The organism is Rathayibacter sp. CAU 1779 (genome assembly GCF_054551755.1).
This window is the reverse complement of sequence record NZ_JBTOLK010000001.1, coordinates 927,203-945,669: the sequence shown is the minus strand read 5'-3', so window position 1 is coordinate 945,669 and position 18,467 is coordinate 927,203. Positions and strand designations below refer to the sequence as shown.

Below are 18,467 nucleotides of genomic sequence, written 5' to 3'. Positions count from 1 at the left end.
CAGGCCAGAACGGCATGTTCCCGGCGGGAGAGCGCGATCTGTCATGTCGGTTGGCCGGCAGCAGCTGGCGCACCGTCGGACCGCGCACGATGGGTGCTGGGCTAGCGGATGCCGCCGGTCGCGAGCGCGAGCATCCGCTTCAGATCGGCGTCGGTGTCGCCGCGGCGTTGCGACGCCCATGCGACGGAGGCCACCAGAGCGAACAGATCACGGGAGTTCAGGTCGGGGCGGATCACGCCCGCCTTCTTCGCCCGCGTGACGAGCCGCGCCATCGTGTCCGTCAGCGGCTGGCAAGAGTTGCGCAGCGGCGAGTCCTCGGTGCGGAACGCCTCCGCGATCGACTCCGGCAGGTTGTCGTACGTGCGCAGGTGGTTCGCCAGCGCGAGCATCCATTCGTCGAGGGCGTCGCCCGGATCGTCGGATGCCTGCAGCCGAACGGACAGTTCGGTCAGCCTGTCGAGGCTGCCGCCCAGCGCCGCCGCGATGAGTCCGTCGCGTGTCGGGAAGTGCCGGTACAGAGTGCCGGGACCGACACCGGCACGACAGGCGATGTCGTCGAGCGATGTGAGCACGCCGCGTTCGGCGAAGGCGTCGGAGGCGACCTCCACGATCCGGTCGTAGTTGCGCTGCGCGTCGGCCCTCATCGGCCGCTGCGCTGTGGCGGTCGCGCTTCCCATCAGTCCTTCTTCTCGGGGATGTCCGTGCAGGACGTCCCACGGTTCTCGCTGTTCGCCAGGGACGAACAGCACCATCGTTGACAAAGCGGAGACAGTCTCCGTATTGTCGTAATCACTAACAGGAGAGCTCCTCCGGATACCCACCTTACGCCACAACGCCGCGAATCTGGCGCGTTTCCGCGATTGCACCAGTACCTACCGACCGCCGAGACGGCGGTCGGCGCTGGCGTCGCGGCGAAGGCCAGAAATGGCCTTCGCTTTCAGCTCCAGCGCGCGGCAGAACAGGGGACGCGCCAGACATGGCCGATACCGCACTCCTTCCACCCACCGACGGCATCCGGCTGCCCGAGCGTCCGGCGGCCAGCACACGCCAGACCCCCTCGATCACCTCCCCGACCGCGACGACCGACCTTGCGACCGGTTCGAGCACGACGAGCGCGTCGTTCGAGGCAACGGCATCCGCCGAGACGATCCCGGCCACGCACGCTGTCCCGTCCGCCGAGACGGATGCCGCGCCCCACCGTTTCCGCATGCTCGGCCTGGTCGTCGTGTTCGTGACGCAGCTCATGCTCGTGGTCGACGCGAGCATCGTGAACGTCGCGCTGCCCGACATCCAGAAATCCCTCGGATTCACGCCGGTCGGGCTCTCCTGGGTCGTGACCGCCTACGCGCTCGCGTTCGCGGGTCTCATGCTCCTCAGCGGCAAGGTCGGATCGATGATCGGCGCCAAGCGTGCGCTCATCATCGGCACGGTCGTCTTCATCGTGGCATCCGCCGCGGGAGGCCTCGCCCCGTCAGCTGCGGTGCTCGTCATCGCCCGCGTGGTGCAGGGCATCGGCGCCGCGATCGCTGCCCCGAGCACGCTCGTGCTGCTGATGGCCAACACAACGCCCGGCCGCCAGCGCAGCCGCGCGATGGCTCTGTTCATGCTCGCGGCCGGAAGCGGAGGCGCGATCGGGCTGATCCTCGGCGGGGTGCTCACCACCGGATTCGGCTGGGAGTGGGTGATGTTCGTGAACGTGCCGGTCGGCATCCTGATCGTCGCTGGCGCGCTCCTCTTCTTGCGCGAGACGGACCGGGAGCAGACCCGGCTGGACTTCGGCGGGGCCGTGGCGTCCACGCTCGGCATGGTCGCGCTCATCTTCGGATTCACGACGGCGGCCGGTACCGGATGGACCAACCCGGTCGCCCTGATCGCGTTCGCTGTTGCCGTCGCGTCGCTCGTGGCGCTCGTGCTGATCGAGCGCAAGCACCGCAGCCCCGTCGTTCCGCTGCGGCTCTTCCGCGGCCCACGCAACGTCGCACCTTTGGTCGCGATGCTGCTGGTGCCGGCCGGCATGTTCGCGTTCTTCTACTTCATCACGCTGTTCACGCAGCAGGTGCTGCACTTCACGCCGCTGGAGACCGGGCTCGGGCTGCTCCCGTTCGTCGTGACGATGGTGACGGTGAGCCAGCTGGTGCCGCGGTTCCTGCCGCGCATCGGCGAGTGGATCGTCGGCGCTGCCGGGCTCTTCTTCCTCGCAGGCGGGCTGCTCTGGCTGAGCAGGCTCAGCGAGCACGACTCGTTCGTGACGGGCATCCTCGGGCCGCTCGTGGTGATGGGACTCGGCGCCGGCATGACCTTCGCCCCGATCACCGCCGTGGCGATGGATCGTGCGCCCGAGGAGCACGTGAGCGCGGCATCCAGTGTGCTGCAGACCATGCAGCAGCTCGGCGGGTCCATCGGCGTCGCCGCCCTCACCACCGTGTTCGTCTCGGTGAGCGCCGTCGGCGGAGAGACCAGCGGCGTCGCCGCTGCGGTGCTCGGCGGCGCCACGTTCGTGTTTGTCGGCTTCGTGCTCTTCGCCGTGTGGGGCAGCCGGGTGCAGGCCGACGACCGAGCGGATGCTCCGGCGCCGGTCGCGCACTGACGTCACCGGCACTGGGTCACCGCCCTCGACGCCACCATCCAGGCTTCCGCTGTCCCTTCCGCTGTCCCTTCCGCTGTCCCTGAGCGTCGCCCGCGCCCCACCTCAGCGACACGACCCCACTTCCGCTGTCCCCTCGTGTCGCCTGCGCCCCACCTTGGCGACACGAAGGGACAGCCGAACGCTGCGACGCGACGAGAGGGTCGCGACGCGGGCGCCGAGGGTCGCGACTCGGTGGCCGAGCGACGCGACACGAGGGGACAGCGGAACGGTGCGCGCACAATAGTGCCGTGACTTCTGCCCACGAGCACCGTCCTACGGGCGAGCACCGCCCCATGGGCGCGGCGCAGGTCGACGGTGCGGCGATCGACTCCGTCGATCCCGGTTTCGCGCGCGTGTTGGCGGCCGCGAGCGGCGCGCTCGGCGAACGGATGCTGGCCGCGATCGTGCACGGATCCGCCACTTCCGGAGGGCTACGACCCGACAGCGACCTCGATCTCCTGGTGATCGTGCGCTCCGCGCTCGACGACGCGACGCGAGCGACACTGGTCGATCGTCTGCTCGACGTCTCCGGATCCCGGGCGCGACGGGGACCGGCACGTCCCACCGAAGTGACAGTGGTGGTTCACGGGGACATCGATCCGTGGCGCTGTCCGCCCATCACCCATCTGCAGTATGGCGAGTGGTTGCGCGCCGAAGCCGAGGCCGGCACGCTCGCCGGACCGCACGCCGACCCGGACCTCGCCGTGGTGCTGACCGCCGCCCGCGATACGGGGGTCGCTGTCGTCGGGCCGAGCCCAGACATCCTGATTCCTGCGATTCCGCCGAAGGACCTCGAACGGGCGATCGTGGATTCTCTTCCGGAGCTCGTCGACAATCTGCGAGGCGACGAGCGCAACGTGCTGCTCACGCTGGCGCGGATGCAGCACACGCTCGAGACCGGGCGGATCGTTCCGAAGGACGTCGCGGCGGAACGCATCGCGCGCCGCCTCCCCGACGACGAGGCCGTCGTGCTGGTGCGGGCGGCAGCGGCCTATCGCGGCGAGCTGCAGGACGAATGGATGCCGCACCCTCCCGCCCTCGAGGCGTACGTCCGCCGCGCCCAGCGCGAGATCTCCCGCCACACCGAGCCCTGACGCGCTGTCTCTGGCGCCCACCTCGTGCTTCCACTGTCCGTTCGTGTCGGGTCGCTCGGCCAGCGGCGACGCGAAGGGACAGCGGAGTGCGGTGGGGTTAACGGGTGGGGCGGGTGGACCTCGCGCCCGTCAGTCTGCTTCCGCTGTCCGTTCGTGTCGGGTCGCTCGCCCGGTGGCGACACGAAGGGACAGCGGAGCGGAGCGGACCTGGCGGGCGACGCCAAGGGACAGCGGAGCGGGGTGGGCGGGCGGTGGGGCAACCTGTCGGGCGACACGAAGGGACAGGGAACACGATGGGGCGGGCGGGCTTGGTGGGGTCGGCCGGCCAACGCGGGGCGGCGTCGGCGGGACGCGGCACACGCACGGGAAGAAACCATGGGGAACATGTGTTTGCATGGAGGTTGGCAGCGTGGCCGAGTTCATCAACCCGAGGACGCACCGCGACCACGGGATGCCGGTTCTCCGGCATCCGAAGCCTGCACACGGCATCCATCCGCATCACGGCGACGCCCTCACGTCACAACCGAGGAGTACCCGTGTCTCTGACGCTCGCGTCCGACCGCACCGCCGAAACGAGCACCCCCATCCACCCCGTTCTCGCTGAACGGTTCAGCCCGCGCGCCTACGACGCGAGTGCGTCTCTCGACGAGACGAAGCTCACCGCGGCTCTGGAGGCCGCGCGCTGGTCGCCGTCCGCGGCGAACACGCAGCCCTGGCGCTTCATCGTCGCCCGGCGCGGTACGCCGGAGTTCGACACGATCGTGGCGAACCTCATGGGCTTCAACCAGTTCTGGGCCGTGAATGCGGGCGCCCTCGTCGTGGGCCTCACCCGTCGCGTCAACGACGAGGGACAGCCGATGCGCTGGGCGCAGTACGACCTCGGTCAGGCATTCGCGCACCTCACGGTGCAGGCGCACCACGACGGTCTGCACGTGCACCAGATGGGTGGCGTGCTCGTCGACGAGCTGCGCCAGGCTTTCGACGTGAGCGAGGACTACGAAATCCTCAGCGCCGCCGCCATCGGCGTGCTCGGCGACGTCGACGACCTTCCCGAGAACACCCGCGAACGCGAGCGCGCCCCGCGCGTGCGCCTTCCGCTCGACGAGCTGCTCATCGTCAACGCGTAGGGAACGGACGCGCGCCCGCCACGGCGCACAGTCCCCATGGACGCGCGCAGTCCCCATGGACGCGCACAGTCCTCATGGAAACGTCATAGAGTGCGCGACACCGGCTGGCCCGGGGTCGCGCATTCTGACGTTTCGGGCGGAGACGATCGTCGATCGTCGACCGGCACCGACCGCGCGACAACCCCCGGGATCAGGCCATCAGACGCTCGATCGTCATCGCCCAGCCTTCGCGCATGCCGACCGCCACCCAGGAGGCGATCTCCTCATCGGACATGCCTGCGGGGAACGCACACGTGAAGACGTGCTCTGTCTGCGAGCCGTCGCCCACCGGGGCGAGCGCGATCGTGCAGTGGATCCGCTGCTGCGGCGGGAATGCAATTACGTACCCATGTAAATAACCAGGGGAACGCGGGACGACCGACATCACCGCGACTCAGCGACGCCTCGCGTCCTGCGGCCTCGCCGTAGCGGCGCACGAAACCCGTGGCGAGAGGAATCGCTCGGGCGTGTACTCGATCTCGCTCACCGGTGTCTGGCTGCACGTCGTGACGTCGGCGCCGCGCACCCGGCGCCCGAAGCACTGACGAGTCACGGCGAAGGTGTGTCCTCAGTCCCCGTCGACCACCTTGGACGCGAAGGCAGCGGCGTGCTCGCGCAGGGTGGCGATGCGGGCATCCCTCGCCGCCTCCACGTCGAAGCCCGCGTACGGCGCCGGATCCCGCCGGCGCACGTTGCCCGAGCACTGGAAGCCCTCGCACACGAGCGTGCCGACGGTGTCGCCATTGCGCCCGGCCTTGCCGGAACGCTTGGCGCTGTAAAACACGACATCGTGCGGAATGGTGACGTCTTCGCACCACGCGCACTGCGACTTGAAGCGACTGCGCGCCTCGGCCTTGCGCAGCAGGATGCCGACCACTCCGTCACCGACGGGCACGATCAGATACGCGATGCCGTCGTACTTGCGGTCGCGCCAGCCCACGTAGTCGAGGCTCTCCCAGGGGATCGTGTCGAAGTCGGCCGGCAGGTTCAGGTTGTTGCGTTCGCGGAGACTCGCGTTCACGAAGGACGCGCGGATCTCCCGTTCGGTGACGGGTCGCATGAATGAGGTTCCGTTTCGTTGTCCGCCCGGCCGGTCCGGCACGGGTTGTTCCGTTCGAGGCATGGCGCCGGATGTGGTGCGGCGCCGTCACAGCGTTCGTGGAGAGACACCACGATCACGCGCGCAGGCGAGCGAGCGAGATCAACGCGCTCGCTCACGAGTGCCCGTCGCTATCTGCCGCCGGCGTTGCCGCCGACGACCTCCCGACGCCCCGCGGGCTGAACGAAGACGAAAGAACTCACACCTCAACCCTAACCGGCGTTTCTGCGCACCCACGGGACGTGGCCGTACTCCGCCCCAGAAGCCGGGATTCGGCGACACGCCGACATGTCACGAAAAACTCGCGGCCAGGTCCCGTTCACCTCTTCCACTGGACCCCGACAGCGTCCTAAGGTGTCACCCAGACTCTGTCGAACAACGCTGGGGGAGCGACGACATGGGACGACGAGACGTAGGGGGCGCGCGCTCTGCGACGCGGCGCACGGTCATTGTGGCCGGGGCGCCGCAGTATGCCGCAGTGGCAATGGCGGCGACGATCCTGCCTGCTGTGGCACAGGCATCCGCTCCGACCAGAGACAGATATGCGGATGCCGTCGGGCGGCACTTCGACGCCGTCAGCGAATACGGTCACTACGACCTCACGCTGGCCGCCGTCGAATCGCTGGTGAACGTCTCGGACGACGCGCGCACCCGGTTCGGTGTTCTGTTCTCCGCCGCAACCCCGCCCCCAGCGGGCGTCTACAGACTGATGGCACCCGAGGCGTCCGGCGTGCAGGATGCGCAGCTCTTCATCGCGACCTCGCGCCGTGAACTGCGTCACGCCTCCGGTCACCGTCCGTCGTTCCGGTCTTCGGGTCGGCGCCCGTGATACCGCCCCACGAACTCCATTACCGGCCCATCACCGCTGTCGACGGCCCCGCTCTCTTCCGGCTCTTCCGACAGGTGCACGCAGCAGAGATCGCTGCGCTCGCGATCGACGCCACGGCACGCGAAGCGCTCGCCAGCATGCAGTACGTCGACGAACGGATCCGCACCGATGCGGAGTTCCCGGATGCCGTCGACCTCGCCATCGAGCACGACAAGACGCTCTGCGGGCGCATGGTCACCGTGCTGCGTGAGAGCGGCATCCAACTCCTCGAACTCAGCGTGCTCGTCGAACACAGGGATCAAGGCATCGGCACGCTCGCGATGCGTCGGCTCGCGCACATCGCCGAGACGCACGGATGCCCGATCTGGCTTCGCGCGGACGCCGGCGCGAGCGACTGCCGAGGGTTTCTGGAGCGCGTCGGCTTCACCGTGACCGGGCACGACGGCCGCTTGCTCGTCGCACCCGCCCATCGCTTCGCGGCGGCCTAGCGGCGCGCGACAGCCTGCGGCCGCCGACCTGGGCCGCATCCCGATCGGCCGGCGCCGCATCCGCCACCGATGCACCGGATTCCTTGGCTGCGAGCGCCCGTCCGATCCGCCACGCCGCGAAGACCGCGGTGGCGCTGATCACGATGTGGATGCCGAGGAACACGTCCGCCAGCCCGGCACCGAGCAGCACGCCCGCGACGAGCGGGCCGGCGGCCGAGAACGCGGTCTGCAGCGCCGCGATCGTACCGAGGGTCTGCCCGACCATGCCCTTCGGCGCAAGCGACGCGGTCAGCGGGTTCAGCACGGGGCTGTAGATCGTCTCGCCGACGGCGAAGACGCCGAACGTCATGACGAACAGAGCGGATGCCACGCCCGGCATGAACTGCGCGGACGACAGGATGATCCACCCCACCACCCAGATGCCGCCGACGGCCATCAGCAGGGTCGGCGCCGACCTCTTCGCGGTGAGGCGCACCATGATGACCTGCAGCACGACGATCACGATGCAGTTGACCGCGGCCGCCAGCCCGATCGCCGAGGCGTCCACGTGCAGCACCGTCAGCCCATAGGCGGGCAGGCCGGATTCGAACTGGGCGTAGAAGCCCAGCGCGAGCACGATCGTGATGACGGCGGTCCAGCGCATGGCGGGCTCGGCGAAGATGGCGCGCAGCGCGCCCCGGCGACGCGGGGATCCGGATGCCGGCTGGTCGATCACCGTGATGGCGCCGGTCTCGGCATCCAGGCCTGCGTCGAAACCGCTGTTCGGGACGGCGTCCACGTCTGGGCCGACACCGCCGTTCGGGACGGTGCCCGACGCGGCGTCCCGTCGCGCCATCACGCCGACGAGCGAAGAGCCGACGGATGCGGCCGGGTCCCGCCGCACAGGCAGACGTCCAGCGAGAGCGATGAGCGCCGACGACAGCACGAATCCTGCGGCAGCCATGAGGAATCCCACGTTGAGGCCGTCGGCCCGGTTCAGGTCGACGACGAGCCCGGCCAGGAACGCGCCGGCAGCCATGCCGAGGGATTCACCCGTGAACTTGTACGCGAAGATCTTGCGGCGGTCGCTCCCTGACGACCAGCGGAGGGCCAGCACCTGCTTCGCGGGAACGGCGGCGGAGAGGCCGAGGCCGAACACGAGCATCCCCGCCAGGAAGAGGCCCGGCTGCCCGACGAACGCGAGGGATCCCACCGCCGCTGCGCCGAGCAACTGCGAGAGCACGACGACGTAGACCGGATTGAAACGGTCTGCAAGACGTCCGGCGAGTGGCGCCGCCACGAGCGCGCCGACGGAGAACAGGGAGGCGGCACCGGCGGCGACGAGGGCGCCCCAGCCGCGGGTATCCGACGCATAGGCGTATTGATAGGGCAGCACGGCTCCCCAGCCGAGTGAGCCGATAGCGGATGCGAGCACGAGCAGTCTCGCGCGCATGATGACACCTCCCTGACGTTGTTGCCTGACGTTGTTGCCTGACGTTGTTGCCTGACGTTGTTGCCTGACGTTGTTGCGGCCCGGTACCTGCTGCGGCGACTACCCGCCGGCAGCACTGTCGAAACCAGCGCCCACCGCTGGTTGAGCCCGTCGAAACCAGCGGTGGTCGCTGGTTTCGCTCCCCAGCGCGTACGGCCGTCACGTCGCTACGCGACGCGCCGGAACCGGCGGCCGAGGCCCCAAGCTCAACCCGCGGCGCAGCGGGCTCAACCGGTGAGCGAGATCCCTGAGCAGGCGGAGCGAGTCGAAGGACCCCCAAAACCCTTCGACTCGCTTCGCCCGCTCATGGCGCTGGATGCGCTTCGCGCCGAGATCTCGCGTCGCCGAACTCCTTCTATACCGAAGTGTTCGGCGTAGAACTATTCGACATCGAAATATTAGCAACCGAAACCTGGGTGCGAGAATTCCCCTATGGCCCGACGAACTCCCACAGCGCCCGAGCTCCACAGACAGGCGGTCGCCGCCTATGTGGCAGCGGGCGGCGAGGAGTCTGTTCAGCGCGTGATCACGGCCGTCGGCAGCCTGAGCAAGAAGCTCGAACAGTGGTACGCCAGACAGCTGGCGGATCTCGACCTGATGTCCGGCGAATGGGCCGTGATCGCCGCCCTCGCCAAGACCGGCGAGCCGCTCACCCCCAGTCAGCTCGCGGATCTGACCAGCGTTGCGCCGTCATCCATGACGCACCGCCTCGACAAGCTCGCCGACCGCGGACTCGTCGAGCGCGCACCGGATACGGCGAATCGCACGCGCGTGTTCGTGGAGCTCACCGACAGCGGATGGGATCTCTTCGGCCAGGCGATCCGCGGATCCAACGTGGTCGAATCCGACGTGCTCAAGGACCTCAGCGACTCCGAGCGCGGTGAGCTGGCCCGGCTGCTGGAAGTGGTCATCGCGCGTCTCGATGACATCGACGCATAGCATCCTCGCGCACGAGAGCGTGTCGTCCTGCGGCGCTTCGGGCGCGACATCCGCGTGTCTCAGGCTGTCTGCGGCGTGTCGCGGCAGAGTGCCGCAGGAACGCACGGCCCACACGGGTGCCACACGTCGTCCGTGGGCGATGAGCGAAGGGTCGACAATGGGCTGTGCGCTTGGATCCCATTCACATCGAGGACTACGACCCTGCGTGGCCGACTCTCTTCGACGAGCAGAAGCGAATCCTTACGCCGCTGCTCGCCGACGTGCTGGTACGGCCAATCGAGCACATCGGCAGCACCTCGATCCCCGGCCTGCCGGCCAAACCGATCGTCGACATGCTCGCCGTCGTGCGGTCGCACGACAGCGTCGCTCCCGTGCTGGCCCGGCTGGATGACGTCGGCTGGCTGCTCGCGCCCGAACCCGGTGATGACGACGCACGCAAGTATTCGCTGTGCTTTCCGTCGATCGAGCGGCGAAGCCACCATCTGCACGTCGTCGAGCCCGCCTGGGGATGGGAAGACCTGCTGATCTACCGCGACTACCTGCGTTCACATCCGGAAGCCGCCGCGGAGTACGGCGCCCTGAAGCGTCGGCTCGCCTCGGTCGACGACCGCGATCGGCCGCGATACCGGGCAGCCAAGGCGCCATTCATCCAGGAGACGTTGCTGGCCGCCCGGCAGTGGCGCGAATCGGGCGACGTCCACGCCCGGTAGCGACGCGAGTCGAGCGACGTCCGCCCGGTAGCGACGCGGACGCGCGTCACGAGGCAGAGCTCGGACGGCGACACGCTCCTGCGGACCCCTGCTCTTTCCGTGCCTCGAGCACCTCCAGGCCCCCCTACCGGAGCATCCCCGTCCCGGCGTGAGCGGGAACAGCGCACGATGAGCGCTGGGCACCCCGCGATCACCTGTCGCCCGTCCGACAGCGGCCTGCCCGTGGGGGGCCGTGGCTCGCTGACCCACCCAGGTTCGAACTGCGGAAATGGCTCCACGAGCCCGCGTTTGGCGCCATATCTGCAGTCCGGTCGGGGCCTCACCAGCGGTTGAAACCGGTGGGACGCCGTCCACGGGAGCTGTACCTTGTGTCCATGCCAACACCCCTGAATGCGGTTCAGTGATGCGTGCGAAGCTGCGGGCAGTTGCAGCCGCTCTGATGCTTCTGCTCCTCGGTGGCGTCCTCGCCGGATGTTCGGCCTCTGCTCCCGCCGCGACGCCGACACCGTTCACGGCCGGGATCCACACCATCACCATGAAGGCCGACCGCCTGGTGACCGTCCACGTGCCGGCCCATGTCGCCGGGCCTGCGCCACTGGTGCTGGTGCTGCACGAGTTTCCGGGCAACGGCGCCCTCGCGATGGGATACGGCTTCGATCCGCTGGTCGACACCGATGGGTTCGTGGCCGTCTATCCGGACGGGGTCGGCGACGGATCCTGGGATGCCGGCGGCTGCTGCGGCGACGCGGCGCTGAACGAGACGAACGACGTCGCATACCTCAGCTCCGTCGTGAAGGAGGTCGAGGCGCGGACGAAGATCGATCCGAAACGGGTCTACGTCACCGGGTTCTCCAACGGCGCCATGATGGCGTACCGGCTGGGCTGCGACACGGATCTGTTCGCCGCGATCGCGCCCATGTCCGGCGATCTGGAGAGTGCGTGCAAGCATCCGGCCGCTGCCTCCGTCTTGCACGTTCACGGGCTGGCCGACATCGATGTGTCCTTCGACTCCGCGTCTGATGCGCCCTGGCGCACGGCCGACGACTGCGGGCCGCCGACGGTGACGCAGAACGGGGGCATCCACACCTCGCTCGCGGACTGCGCCCACGGCAGCAGTGTCGAGGTCGTCACCATCGACGGCATGGCTCACGAGGTTCCGTGGGCCACCTCCCAGGGATTCGGCGCTCCGGACATCTGGGCGTTCTTCAAGGCGCACCCGCGGAGCTGAGCGGCCGACGGGTCGCTGCCCGGCCGCGGGGTTACTGGCGGCCGCCGAGGTCGCAGTCTGGCCGACGAGGTCGCATCTCGATGACCTCGACGCGTGGGTCCGCGGTGTGTTCCTGCGGCGATCTGGCTGGTGCACGCGCGCGTCGCACGATGATCGCGGCGTGTCGCGACAGGGTGCCGCGGGAGCGTACATGGCTCTCCCGCACGAGGGCACGACCGCCGGCGTGAACACGTGACGGTCCTGTCCACCCTGGCGGACACGACCGTCACCCTCTGCTACTCGACCGGCGTGACCTCCAGGTGATCTCCGTCGGAGGCGAGGTCGACACGCACGGTGCTGCCGTCGCGGATGCTGCCATCCAGCAGCGCGGTCGCCAGCCTGTCGTCGATCTCGTGCTGCATCAGGCGGCGCAACGGACGCGCGCCATAGATGGGGTCGTAGCCGCGCTCGGCGAGCCAGGCACGGGCATCCGGGGTCACGCCGAGCTCCAGTCGACGCTCGTGCAGGCGCGCCTGCAGCCGGTCGATGTAGAGCGAGACGATCTCGCCCAGCTCCTCCTCGCTGAGCGCGGAGAACACGACGATGTCGTCGAGCCTGTTGACGAACTCGGGCTTGAACGCCTGGCGCACGAGCGCCTGCACCTGGTCCTCCTTCTCGGTCCACGGCAGCGTCGGGTCGATCAGGATGGCCGATCCCAGGTTCGACGTGAGGATCAGGATGGTGTTCCTGAAGTCCACGGTGCGCCCCTGGCCGTCGGTGAGGCGTCCGTCGTCGAGCACCTGCAGCAGGATGTCGAACACCTCCGGATGCGCCTTCTCCACCTCGTCGAGCAGGATCACGCTGTACGGGCGACGACGCACGGCCTCGGTGAGCTGTCCGCCCTGCTCGTAACCGACGTAGCCGGGAGGGGCACCGACCAGTCGCGACACGGTGTGCTTCTCGCCGTACTCTGACATGTCGATGCGCACCATGGCGTGTTCGTCGTCGAACAGGAACTCGGCGAGCGCCTTCGCCAGCTCCGTCTTGCCGACGCCGGTCGGCCCGAGGAACAGGAACGAGCCGGTCGGCCGGTTCGGGTCGCTGATGCCCGCGCGGGAACGACGGACGGCATCCGCCACCGCATGTACGGCACGCTTCTGGCCGATGAGTCGCTTGCCGAGCTCGTTCTCGAGGTTCAGCAGCTTCTCGCTCTCGCCCTGCAGGAGGCGTCCGACGGGGATGCCCGTCCATGCCGCGATCACGGCCGCGATGTCTTCGTCGGTGACCTGCTCGTTCACCATGCGCGGCTCATCCGGCGCATCTTCCGCCTTCTCGGCTTCGTCGAGGTCGCGCTGCAGCTGCTTGATGGTCTCGTACTCGAGCTTGGACGCCTTCGCGTAGTTCGCCTCGCGCAGCGCGCGATCGCGCTCGGTGACGGCCTCGTCGAGCTTCTTCTTCAGCTCGCCGACGCGGTTGAGTCCCATGCGCTCGCGTTCCCAGCGCGCCTCGAGCTCGGCGAGCTCCCGCTCGCGCTCCACGAGCTCTTCGCGCAGCTTGGCGAGACGCTCCTTGGACGCGTCGTCCTTCTCCTTCTTGAGTGCGAGCTCCTCGAGCTTCATGCGGTCGACCTGGCGCTTCAGCTGGTCGATCTCGACCGGCGACGAGTCGATCTCCATCTTGAGCCGGCTCATCGCCTCGTCGATCAGGTCGATCGCCTTGTCGGGCAGTTGACGCGCCGTGATGTAGCGATTGGAGAGGGATGCGGCTGCCACCAGCGCGGCATCCGAAATGGTCACCCCGTGGTGGGCCTCGTATCGACCCTTGAGGCCGCGCAGGATCGCGATCGTGTCCTCGACGCTCGGCTCGCCGACGTACACCTGCTGGAAGCGGCGCTCGAGCGCGGCATCCTTCTCGATGTATTCGCGGTACTCGTCGAGTGTGGTGGCGCCGATCAAACGCAGCTCGCCACGGGCCAGCATCGGCTTGAGCATGTTGGATGCCGCAACCGATCCCTCGCCGCCGCCGGCGCCCATCAGCAGATGCAGCTCGTCGACGAACGTGATGACCTCACCGTTCGACTCGTCGATCTCCCCCAGCACGCTCTTCAGCCGCTCCTCGAACTGTCCGCGATACATCGCGCCGGCCACGAGTGCTGAGATGTCGAGCGAGACGAGCCGCTTGTTCTTCAGCGACTCGGCCACGTCGCCGGCGACGATGCGCTGCGCGAGCCCCTCGACGACGGCCGTCTTACCGACGCCGGGCTCGCCGATGAGCACCGGGTTGTTCTTGGTGCGCCTGGTCAGCACCTGGCTGACGCGGCGGATCTCGGAGTCACGGCCGATCACCGGATCGAGCTTGCCCGCCTTGGCCAGCGCGGTGAGGTCGATCCCGTACTGTTCGAGCGCGCTCTTCTGCTCCTCCTGGCTGGAGGGTGCGCCCTGCATGTTCGCCATCTGTGCCCTGTCCTTCCCCCACGGTGGCGCGGCATCCGCACGCCTCGGACGATGTCGTTCTCGTCCATTTCACGCCGAACGGATGCCTGTTCAAAGTTGAGTCTATATGGCTCAACTTTATCGAGTGGTCGAGTATTCCACATCCGCTGTCTCGAGACGCGACTCAGAGACATCACGGCGCCCGCAAGGGCGATCACCACCGCACCGGAACCGGCGACGAGCCAATGTCGAGGATCTCGCCCTCAGCGCCCGGCCGGCCATGGTCATCCCGCCGCCCGGCCGGCTGATCAGCACAACACCGACGAGAGTGAGCACGGGGAGCACGAGCTGCCCTTGCGCGCGAGCGCACGCCATGGGGCGGCGACGGATCAGATCGCGGCCAGGTAGTCCTTCGCAACCGTGGCGTCGCCGGCGTCGGAGATCAGGCCGACATAGCCGTCCGGTCGGATGAGCACGAGGGTTTTCGGCCCGGCCGCATAGGCGGCGGCGAGGTGACCCGCCGTGTCGGCGACCTCATCGGGGCGGCTCGGCCGATCGACGACCCGAAGCGTTCTGAGCGCGACGTGTGGGGACGAGAGTTCCGGCGCGTGCCCGAAGTCGAGCGCGGTGAAGTGTCCACCGCGCGTCAGCTCGAACAGTCGGCGTGCGCCCTCGGTGGTCGCGAGTTCCGTCGCATCCGGGGCCCGATCACCCGCGCGCAGCGTGGCATCGTCGTCGCGGTCGTCGCTCACCGACGTGGCCCCGCGGTAGTTCACGTCGAGCTGCATGGTGCTCATGGAGCGCTGCGTGGGGATCCCCTTCTCCGCGATGGCCTGAGCGAGGCGCTCGTTGGAGAGCGCGAGCACGCCAGCGGCGACCGGGCGGCGCTCCGCCTCGTAGCTGTCCAGCAGAGTCGGCGCGGCGCCGAGTTCGACCGCGGCCAGCTTCCAGCCGAGGTTGTGGGCGTCCTGGATGCCCGTGTTCATGCCCTGACCGCCCGCGGGAGAGTGGATGTGCGCTGCGTCGCCGGCGAGGAACACACGACCGTGACGATAGCGCTCGACGAGTCGGACGTTGGCGCGCCAGAGCGAGGACCAGGTCGGCTCGTGCAGACGGATGTCGGTGCGACCGCTGCGCTCGTTCAGGATCGACTGAAGATTCTCCAGGCTGAGGTCCGGGCTGTCGTCGGGGCCAACGGCAGCCTGGTATTGAAAGACCTCGGTGGAGGGCAGCGGGCACAGGCTCACACCGAATCCGCTACGCCACATGTGCCATGCGTCGCGATCGAGGCCGTCGACCTCGACGTCGGCGACGATCATGCGGACCTCGTCGAGCGTCTCACCGACAAAGGCGATGCCGGCCTGCTTGCGGACAACACTGTGGCCGCCGTCCGCACCCACCAGCCAGCGCGTCGTGACAGTCTCGTTCGCGCCGCCCTTCGAGAGGACTGCGGAGACGGCATCCGCCGTCTGGTCGAAACTCGTGAGGGAGGTTCCGAACTCGACCGCGCCGCCGAGTTCGGTGAGCCGGAGGCGGAGCGCCTCTTCGACGCGCCACTGGGGCGTGATGAGGCTCGCCGGGTACGGAATGTCCGGCCGATTGCGCAGATCCTCCGGCACAGCACCGCCCAGTGTGACCTGACCGTCGGCCGTGGTCGAGCGGACGGGCATCGCCAGTCGACCGTTGGCGAGCACGCGATCGACGATGCCGAGGTCGTCGAACACCTCGAGCGTGCGGGGCTGGACGCCTTTCCCACGCGATCCCGCCTGCGGGTCCGATGCGGTTTCGACCAACCGGAACGGGACCCCGCGAGCCGCAAGCTCGCAGGCCAGCGTCAGCCCGGTCGGTCCGGCCCCGACGATCAGCACCGTCGTGTCTGTCATCACATCACCCACATCCCGTGTTCGCATCGAACATCACTAAGAAAGTTGTTCCTGTCTTAGGACAGTACGGATGCTTGCTGAGAAAGGCAAGCCTTTCTAAGGTGAACACATGGATTCCCAGGATTCCGCCAAGATCCGTCGCCGCCGACACGGTGAGGAGCTCCAGTCCGCGCTGCTCGATGCCGCGTGGAACGAGCTGGTCGAGGTCGGCTACGGACGACTGACTATGGGGTCGGTCGCCGCGCGCGCACAGACGAGCGAGCCCGTGCTGTACCGCCGCTGGCCCAACAAGGACCAGCTCGTGCTCTCGGCACTCGAGCATTACCGGCGGCTGCATCCGGTCGGCGTGCCCGACACAGGCACCCTGCGCGGAGATCTGCTCGCCGCGCTGACGGGCATGGGCCGCACCAGCGCGGACTTCTTCGAAATCGCGGGGATCGCCGCCATCTCGGGGTTGCTGGGAGACTCCGGCCTCGCGCCGCTTCAAGCGCGCGACCGCATCATCGGCGAACAGCGAGAGTCACGGGTCCGGATGCTGTATCAGCAGGCCAACGACCGAGGCGAGATCGACCTCGACAGCATCCCGCCGGCCGTGCTCGCGATGCCGTTCGATCTGGTGCGCAACGATCTGTTCATGGGCCTGGGGCCCGTTCCGGTCGCCCGGCTCGAGTCGATCGTCGACGAGCTCTTCCTGCCGCTCGTACGGCGGAGCGAAGCGCCGAAGGGCGGCGCGGAGTGAACGGGGCGCCGTAGGCTCCACCCCATGCTGATCTGGATCAACGGAGCGTTCGGAGCCGGCAAGACGCACACCGCGTTCGAGTTGCAGCGTCGCCTGTCGAACGCGCACGTCGCCGATCCCGAACTACCCGGCTTCGCCTTCCAACGGATGCTCCCTCCCGCGGCACGATGCGACTTCCAAGACCTCCCGCAGTGGCGTTCGTCCGTCGTCGACACCTTGCAGCAGGCCGAGTCCGCCCACACCGGACCGGTGCTCGTGCCGATGACGATCGTGCGCGACGACTACTTCGACGAGATCGTCGGCGGGCTGCGCGACCGAGGTGTCGATGTGCGGCACTACGCGCTGATCGCCAGCCCGGAGACACTGCTGAAGCGGCTGAGCACGCGGATCGCGTTCATCCGCTCCGGACTGCGCCGGGAGACGTGGGCCGTGCGGCAGATCCCGCGGTGCGTCGCGGCGTTGGCGACGGAGCGTTACGCGACACACGTCGAATCCGACAGACGCACGACCGACGAGGTCGTCGAGTGGATCGCGGACGATGCCGGCCTCGCGCTCGATCGGCCGCGGCTGGCGCCGTGGCGGTATCAGGTGCGGCGGCTGCGCGTGGGGGTGGCGCACATCCGGTGAGCCCGCGACACCGGCACGGGCACCGGCCCGGGTGCAGGCACGACCTTCGCGCGTCGCTCCCGGCAGGCCCTCACCGGCTCATCGCATTCGCGCTCTCGACCCGCGACAGCTTCTCCGGGTTGCGCACCGCGTAGATACCGCTGATCAGACCGCTGTCGATGCGGAACGCCAGCACGGATTCGACCTGGCCGTCGCGCTTGAGCACGAGGGCAGGACCGCCGTTGATCTGAGCAGGCATGATGAGCGCCGCCCGGTCGACCCTGCTGAAGAGTGCCACGACATCGTCGACGCCGACGATCGGTGCAAGTGCCGCCTGCACGACACCGCCACCGTCACCGAGAAGCACGACATCGGGCGCGAGGATGTCGAACAGCTGCTGCAGTTCGCCGGTCTGGAAGGCGCGGCGGAAGGCGTCCAACGCCTCACGGGTCTCGGCGGGCGAGACGACCTCGCGCGGCCGCCGAGCTTCGACATGGTTGCGCGCCCGGTGCGCGATCTGCCGAACCGTGGCAACGCTCTTGTCAACGGCCTGCGCGATCTCCTCGTGGCTGAGGGCGAAGACCTCGCGCAGCACGAACACCGCCCGCTCGGTCGGCGTGAGCGTCTCGAGCACGACGAGCATCGCCATCGAGACGTTCTCGGCGAGCTCCACGTCGTCAGCCACATCGGGCGCTGTCAGCAACGGCTCGGGCAACCACGGTCCGACGTACGTCTCCTTGCGGCGAGCGAGGGCGCGCACCCGGTCGAGCGCCTGTCGCGTCGTGATCCGCACGAGGTAGGCACGCCTGTTCTGCACGGTGGCCAGGTCGACGCCGGACCAGCGCAACCAGGTCTCCTGGAGCACGTCCTCGGCATCCGCGGCCGAACCGAGCATCTCGTAGGCGACGGTGAACAGCAGATTGCGGTGGATGACGAATGCTCGAGTCGCCGCATCCACACCCCGAGCGGGCGTCGCTTCGCCCGTCCGCGTCGTCTTCGCGGCACCGTCGATGCCCGCGTAATCCGTCCGGTCTGCCGCAGCTGCCGTGTCCATCGCCGCCGCCGTGCCCGGAGCATCCTCGGTGTCTTCTGTGCGCTCGCCCATTGCCGGCTCCTGCCTGCTCGCCTCGATCGTGTCATGCACGAGACGCCTGGAAGGTCCGTTTCGTGACAATGCG

The 18,467-nt window shown here is 68.5% G+C and carries 17 protein-coding genes; 10 read left to right on the top strand and 7 right to left on the bottom strand.

The annotated features are described in order from the left end of the window. Positions 1 to 101: 101 nt before the first annotated feature. Positions 102 to 677, bottom strand: coding sequence for a TetR/AcrR family transcriptional regulator (locus tag ACX9R5_RS04325; RefSeq protein WP_459407764.1), 576 nt, complete (start codon positions 675 to 677; stop codon positions 102 to 104). Positions 678 to 976: 299 nt separating this feature from the next. On the opposite strand from ACX9R5_RS04325, the gene ACX9R5_RS04320 reads away from it, so the two are divergent. The 3 genes from ACX9R5_RS04320 to ACX9R5_RS04310 all read left to right on the top strand — a co-directional run bounded on the left by ACX9R5_RS04320 (position 977) and on the right by ACX9R5_RS04310 (position 4,847). Further along, a complete protein-coding gene (locus ACX9R5_RS04320; RefSeq protein ID WP_459407763.1) occupies positions 977 to 2,587 on the top strand; it encodes an MFS transporter in 1,611 nt (536 codons plus the stop codon). A gap of 287 nt (positions 2,588 to 2,874) precedes the next feature. Further along, positions 2,875 to 3,720, top strand: a complete 846-nt coding sequence (locus ACX9R5_RS04315; protein WP_459407762.1) for an aminoglycoside adenylyltransferase family protein — start codon at positions 2,875 to 2,877, stop codon at positions 3,718 to 3,720. Between the two features lie 536 nt (positions 3,721 to 4,256). Continuing rightward, complete coding sequence (locus tag ACX9R5_RS04310; protein WP_459407761.1) at positions 4,257 to 4,847, top strand: nitroreductase family protein; 591 nt, start codon at positions 4,257 to 4,259, stop codon at positions 4,845 to 4,847. A 190-nt stretch (positions 4,848 to 5,037) separates the two neighbouring features. Here ACX9R5_RS04310 and ACX9R5_RS04305 read toward each other — a convergent pair whose 3' ends face one another. Then, positions 5,038 to 5,271, bottom strand: a complete 234-nt coding sequence (locus ACX9R5_RS04305; protein WP_459407760.1) for a hypothetical protein — start codon at positions 5,269 to 5,271, stop codon at positions 5,038 to 5,040. A gap of 183 nt (positions 5,272 to 5,454) precedes the next feature. Further along, a complete protein-coding gene (locus tag ACX9R5_RS04300) occupies positions 5,455 to 5,946 on the bottom strand; it encodes an FBP domain-containing protein (protein WP_459407759.1) in 492 nt (163 codons plus the stop codon). A 517-nt stretch (positions 5,947 to 6,463) separates the two neighbouring features. Between ACX9R5_RS04300 and ACX9R5_RS04295 the strand changes: the two genes are divergently transcribed. Further along, entirely contained in the window at positions 6,464 to 6,814 is a 351-nt protein-coding gene (locus tag ACX9R5_RS04295) for a DUF6916 family protein (protein WP_459407758.1), read from the top strand. After that, a complete protein-coding gene (locus ACX9R5_RS04290) occupies positions 6,811 to 7,302 on the top strand; it encodes a GNAT family N-acetyltransferase (protein ID WP_459407757.1) in 492 nt (163 codons plus the stop codon). Before ACX9R5_RS04295 ends, ACX9R5_RS04290 begins: the two co-directional genes overlap by 4 nt. Here the strand turns inward: ACX9R5_RS04290 and ACX9R5_RS04285 are convergent. Further along, positions 7,238 to 8,734: an MFS transporter gene (locus ACX9R5_RS04285; RefSeq protein ID WP_459407756.1), complete on the bottom strand. Its 1,497-nt coding sequence runs from the start codon at positions 8,732 to 8,734 to the stop codon at positions 7,238 to 7,240. The two genes, ACX9R5_RS04290 and ACX9R5_RS04285, sit on opposite strands and share 65 nt — an antisense overlap. A gap of 471 nt (positions 8,735 to 9,205) precedes the next feature. Here ACX9R5_RS04285 and ACX9R5_RS04280 point away from each other — a divergent pair, with 471 nt between their 5' ends. The 3 genes from ACX9R5_RS04280 (at position 9,206) to ACX9R5_RS04270 (ending at position 11,650) form a co-directional block, all read left to right on the top strand. Continuing rightward, complete coding sequence (locus ACX9R5_RS04280) at positions 9,206 to 9,712, top strand: MarR family winged helix-turn-helix transcriptional regulator (protein WP_459407755.1); 507 nt, start codon at positions 9,206 to 9,208, stop codon at positions 9,710 to 9,712. Between the two features lie 170 nt (positions 9,713 to 9,882). Continuing rightward, positions 9,883 to 10,422 carry a GrpB family protein gene (locus ACX9R5_RS04275; RefSeq protein ID WP_459407754.1) on the top strand — a complete coding sequence of 180 codons (540 nt, stop codon included), beginning with the start codon at positions 9,883 to 9,885 and terminating at the stop codon, positions 10,420 to 10,422. A gap of 439 nt (positions 10,423 to 10,861) precedes the next feature. Then, entirely contained in the window at positions 10,862 to 11,650 is a 789-nt protein-coding gene (locus tag ACX9R5_RS04270; protein WP_459407753.1) for a CE1 family esterase, read from the top strand. Positions 11,651 to 11,925: 275 nt separating this feature from the next. On the opposite strand, the gene ACX9R5_RS04265 is transcribed toward ACX9R5_RS04270, so the two are convergent. Both ACX9R5_RS04265 and ACX9R5_RS04260 read right to left on the bottom strand, forming a co-directional pair. Further along, entirely contained in the window at positions 11,926 to 14,082 is a 2,157-nt protein-coding gene (locus tag ACX9R5_RS04265; protein ID WP_459407752.1) for an ATP-dependent Clp protease ATP-binding subunit, read from the bottom strand. A gap of 368 nt (positions 14,083 to 14,450) precedes the next feature. Next, positions 14,451 to 15,944: an FAD-dependent oxidoreductase gene (locus ACX9R5_RS04260; RefSeq protein WP_459407751.1), complete on the bottom strand. Its 1,494-nt coding sequence runs from the start codon at positions 15,942 to 15,944 to the stop codon at positions 14,451 to 14,453. 109 nt (positions 15,945 to 16,053) lie between these two features. On the opposite strand from ACX9R5_RS04260, the gene ACX9R5_RS04255 reads away from it, so the two are divergent. Both ACX9R5_RS04255 and ACX9R5_RS04250 read left to right on the top strand, forming a co-directional pair. After that, a complete protein-coding gene (locus ACX9R5_RS04255; RefSeq protein WP_459407750.1) occupies positions 16,054 to 16,683 on the top strand; it encodes a TetR/AcrR family transcriptional regulator in 630 nt (209 codons plus the stop codon). Positions 16,684 to 16,707: 24 nt separating this feature from the next. Next, positions 16,708 to 17,310, top strand: a complete 603-nt coding sequence (locus ACX9R5_RS04250) for an AAA family ATPase (RefSeq protein WP_459407749.1) — start codon at positions 16,708 to 16,710, stop codon at positions 17,308 to 17,310. Positions 17,311 to 17,380: 70 nt separating this feature from the next. On the opposite strand, the gene ACX9R5_RS04245 is transcribed toward ACX9R5_RS04250, so the two are convergent. Then, the gene (locus tag ACX9R5_RS04245) at positions 17,381 to 18,394 is read right to left on the bottom strand and encodes an RNA polymerase sigma-70 factor (protein ID WP_459407748.1); all 1,014 of its coding nucleotides are present in this window, start codon (positions 18,392 to 18,394) and stop codon (positions 17,381 to 17,383) included. Between the last annotated feature and the right edge of the window lie 73 nt (positions 18,395 to 18,467).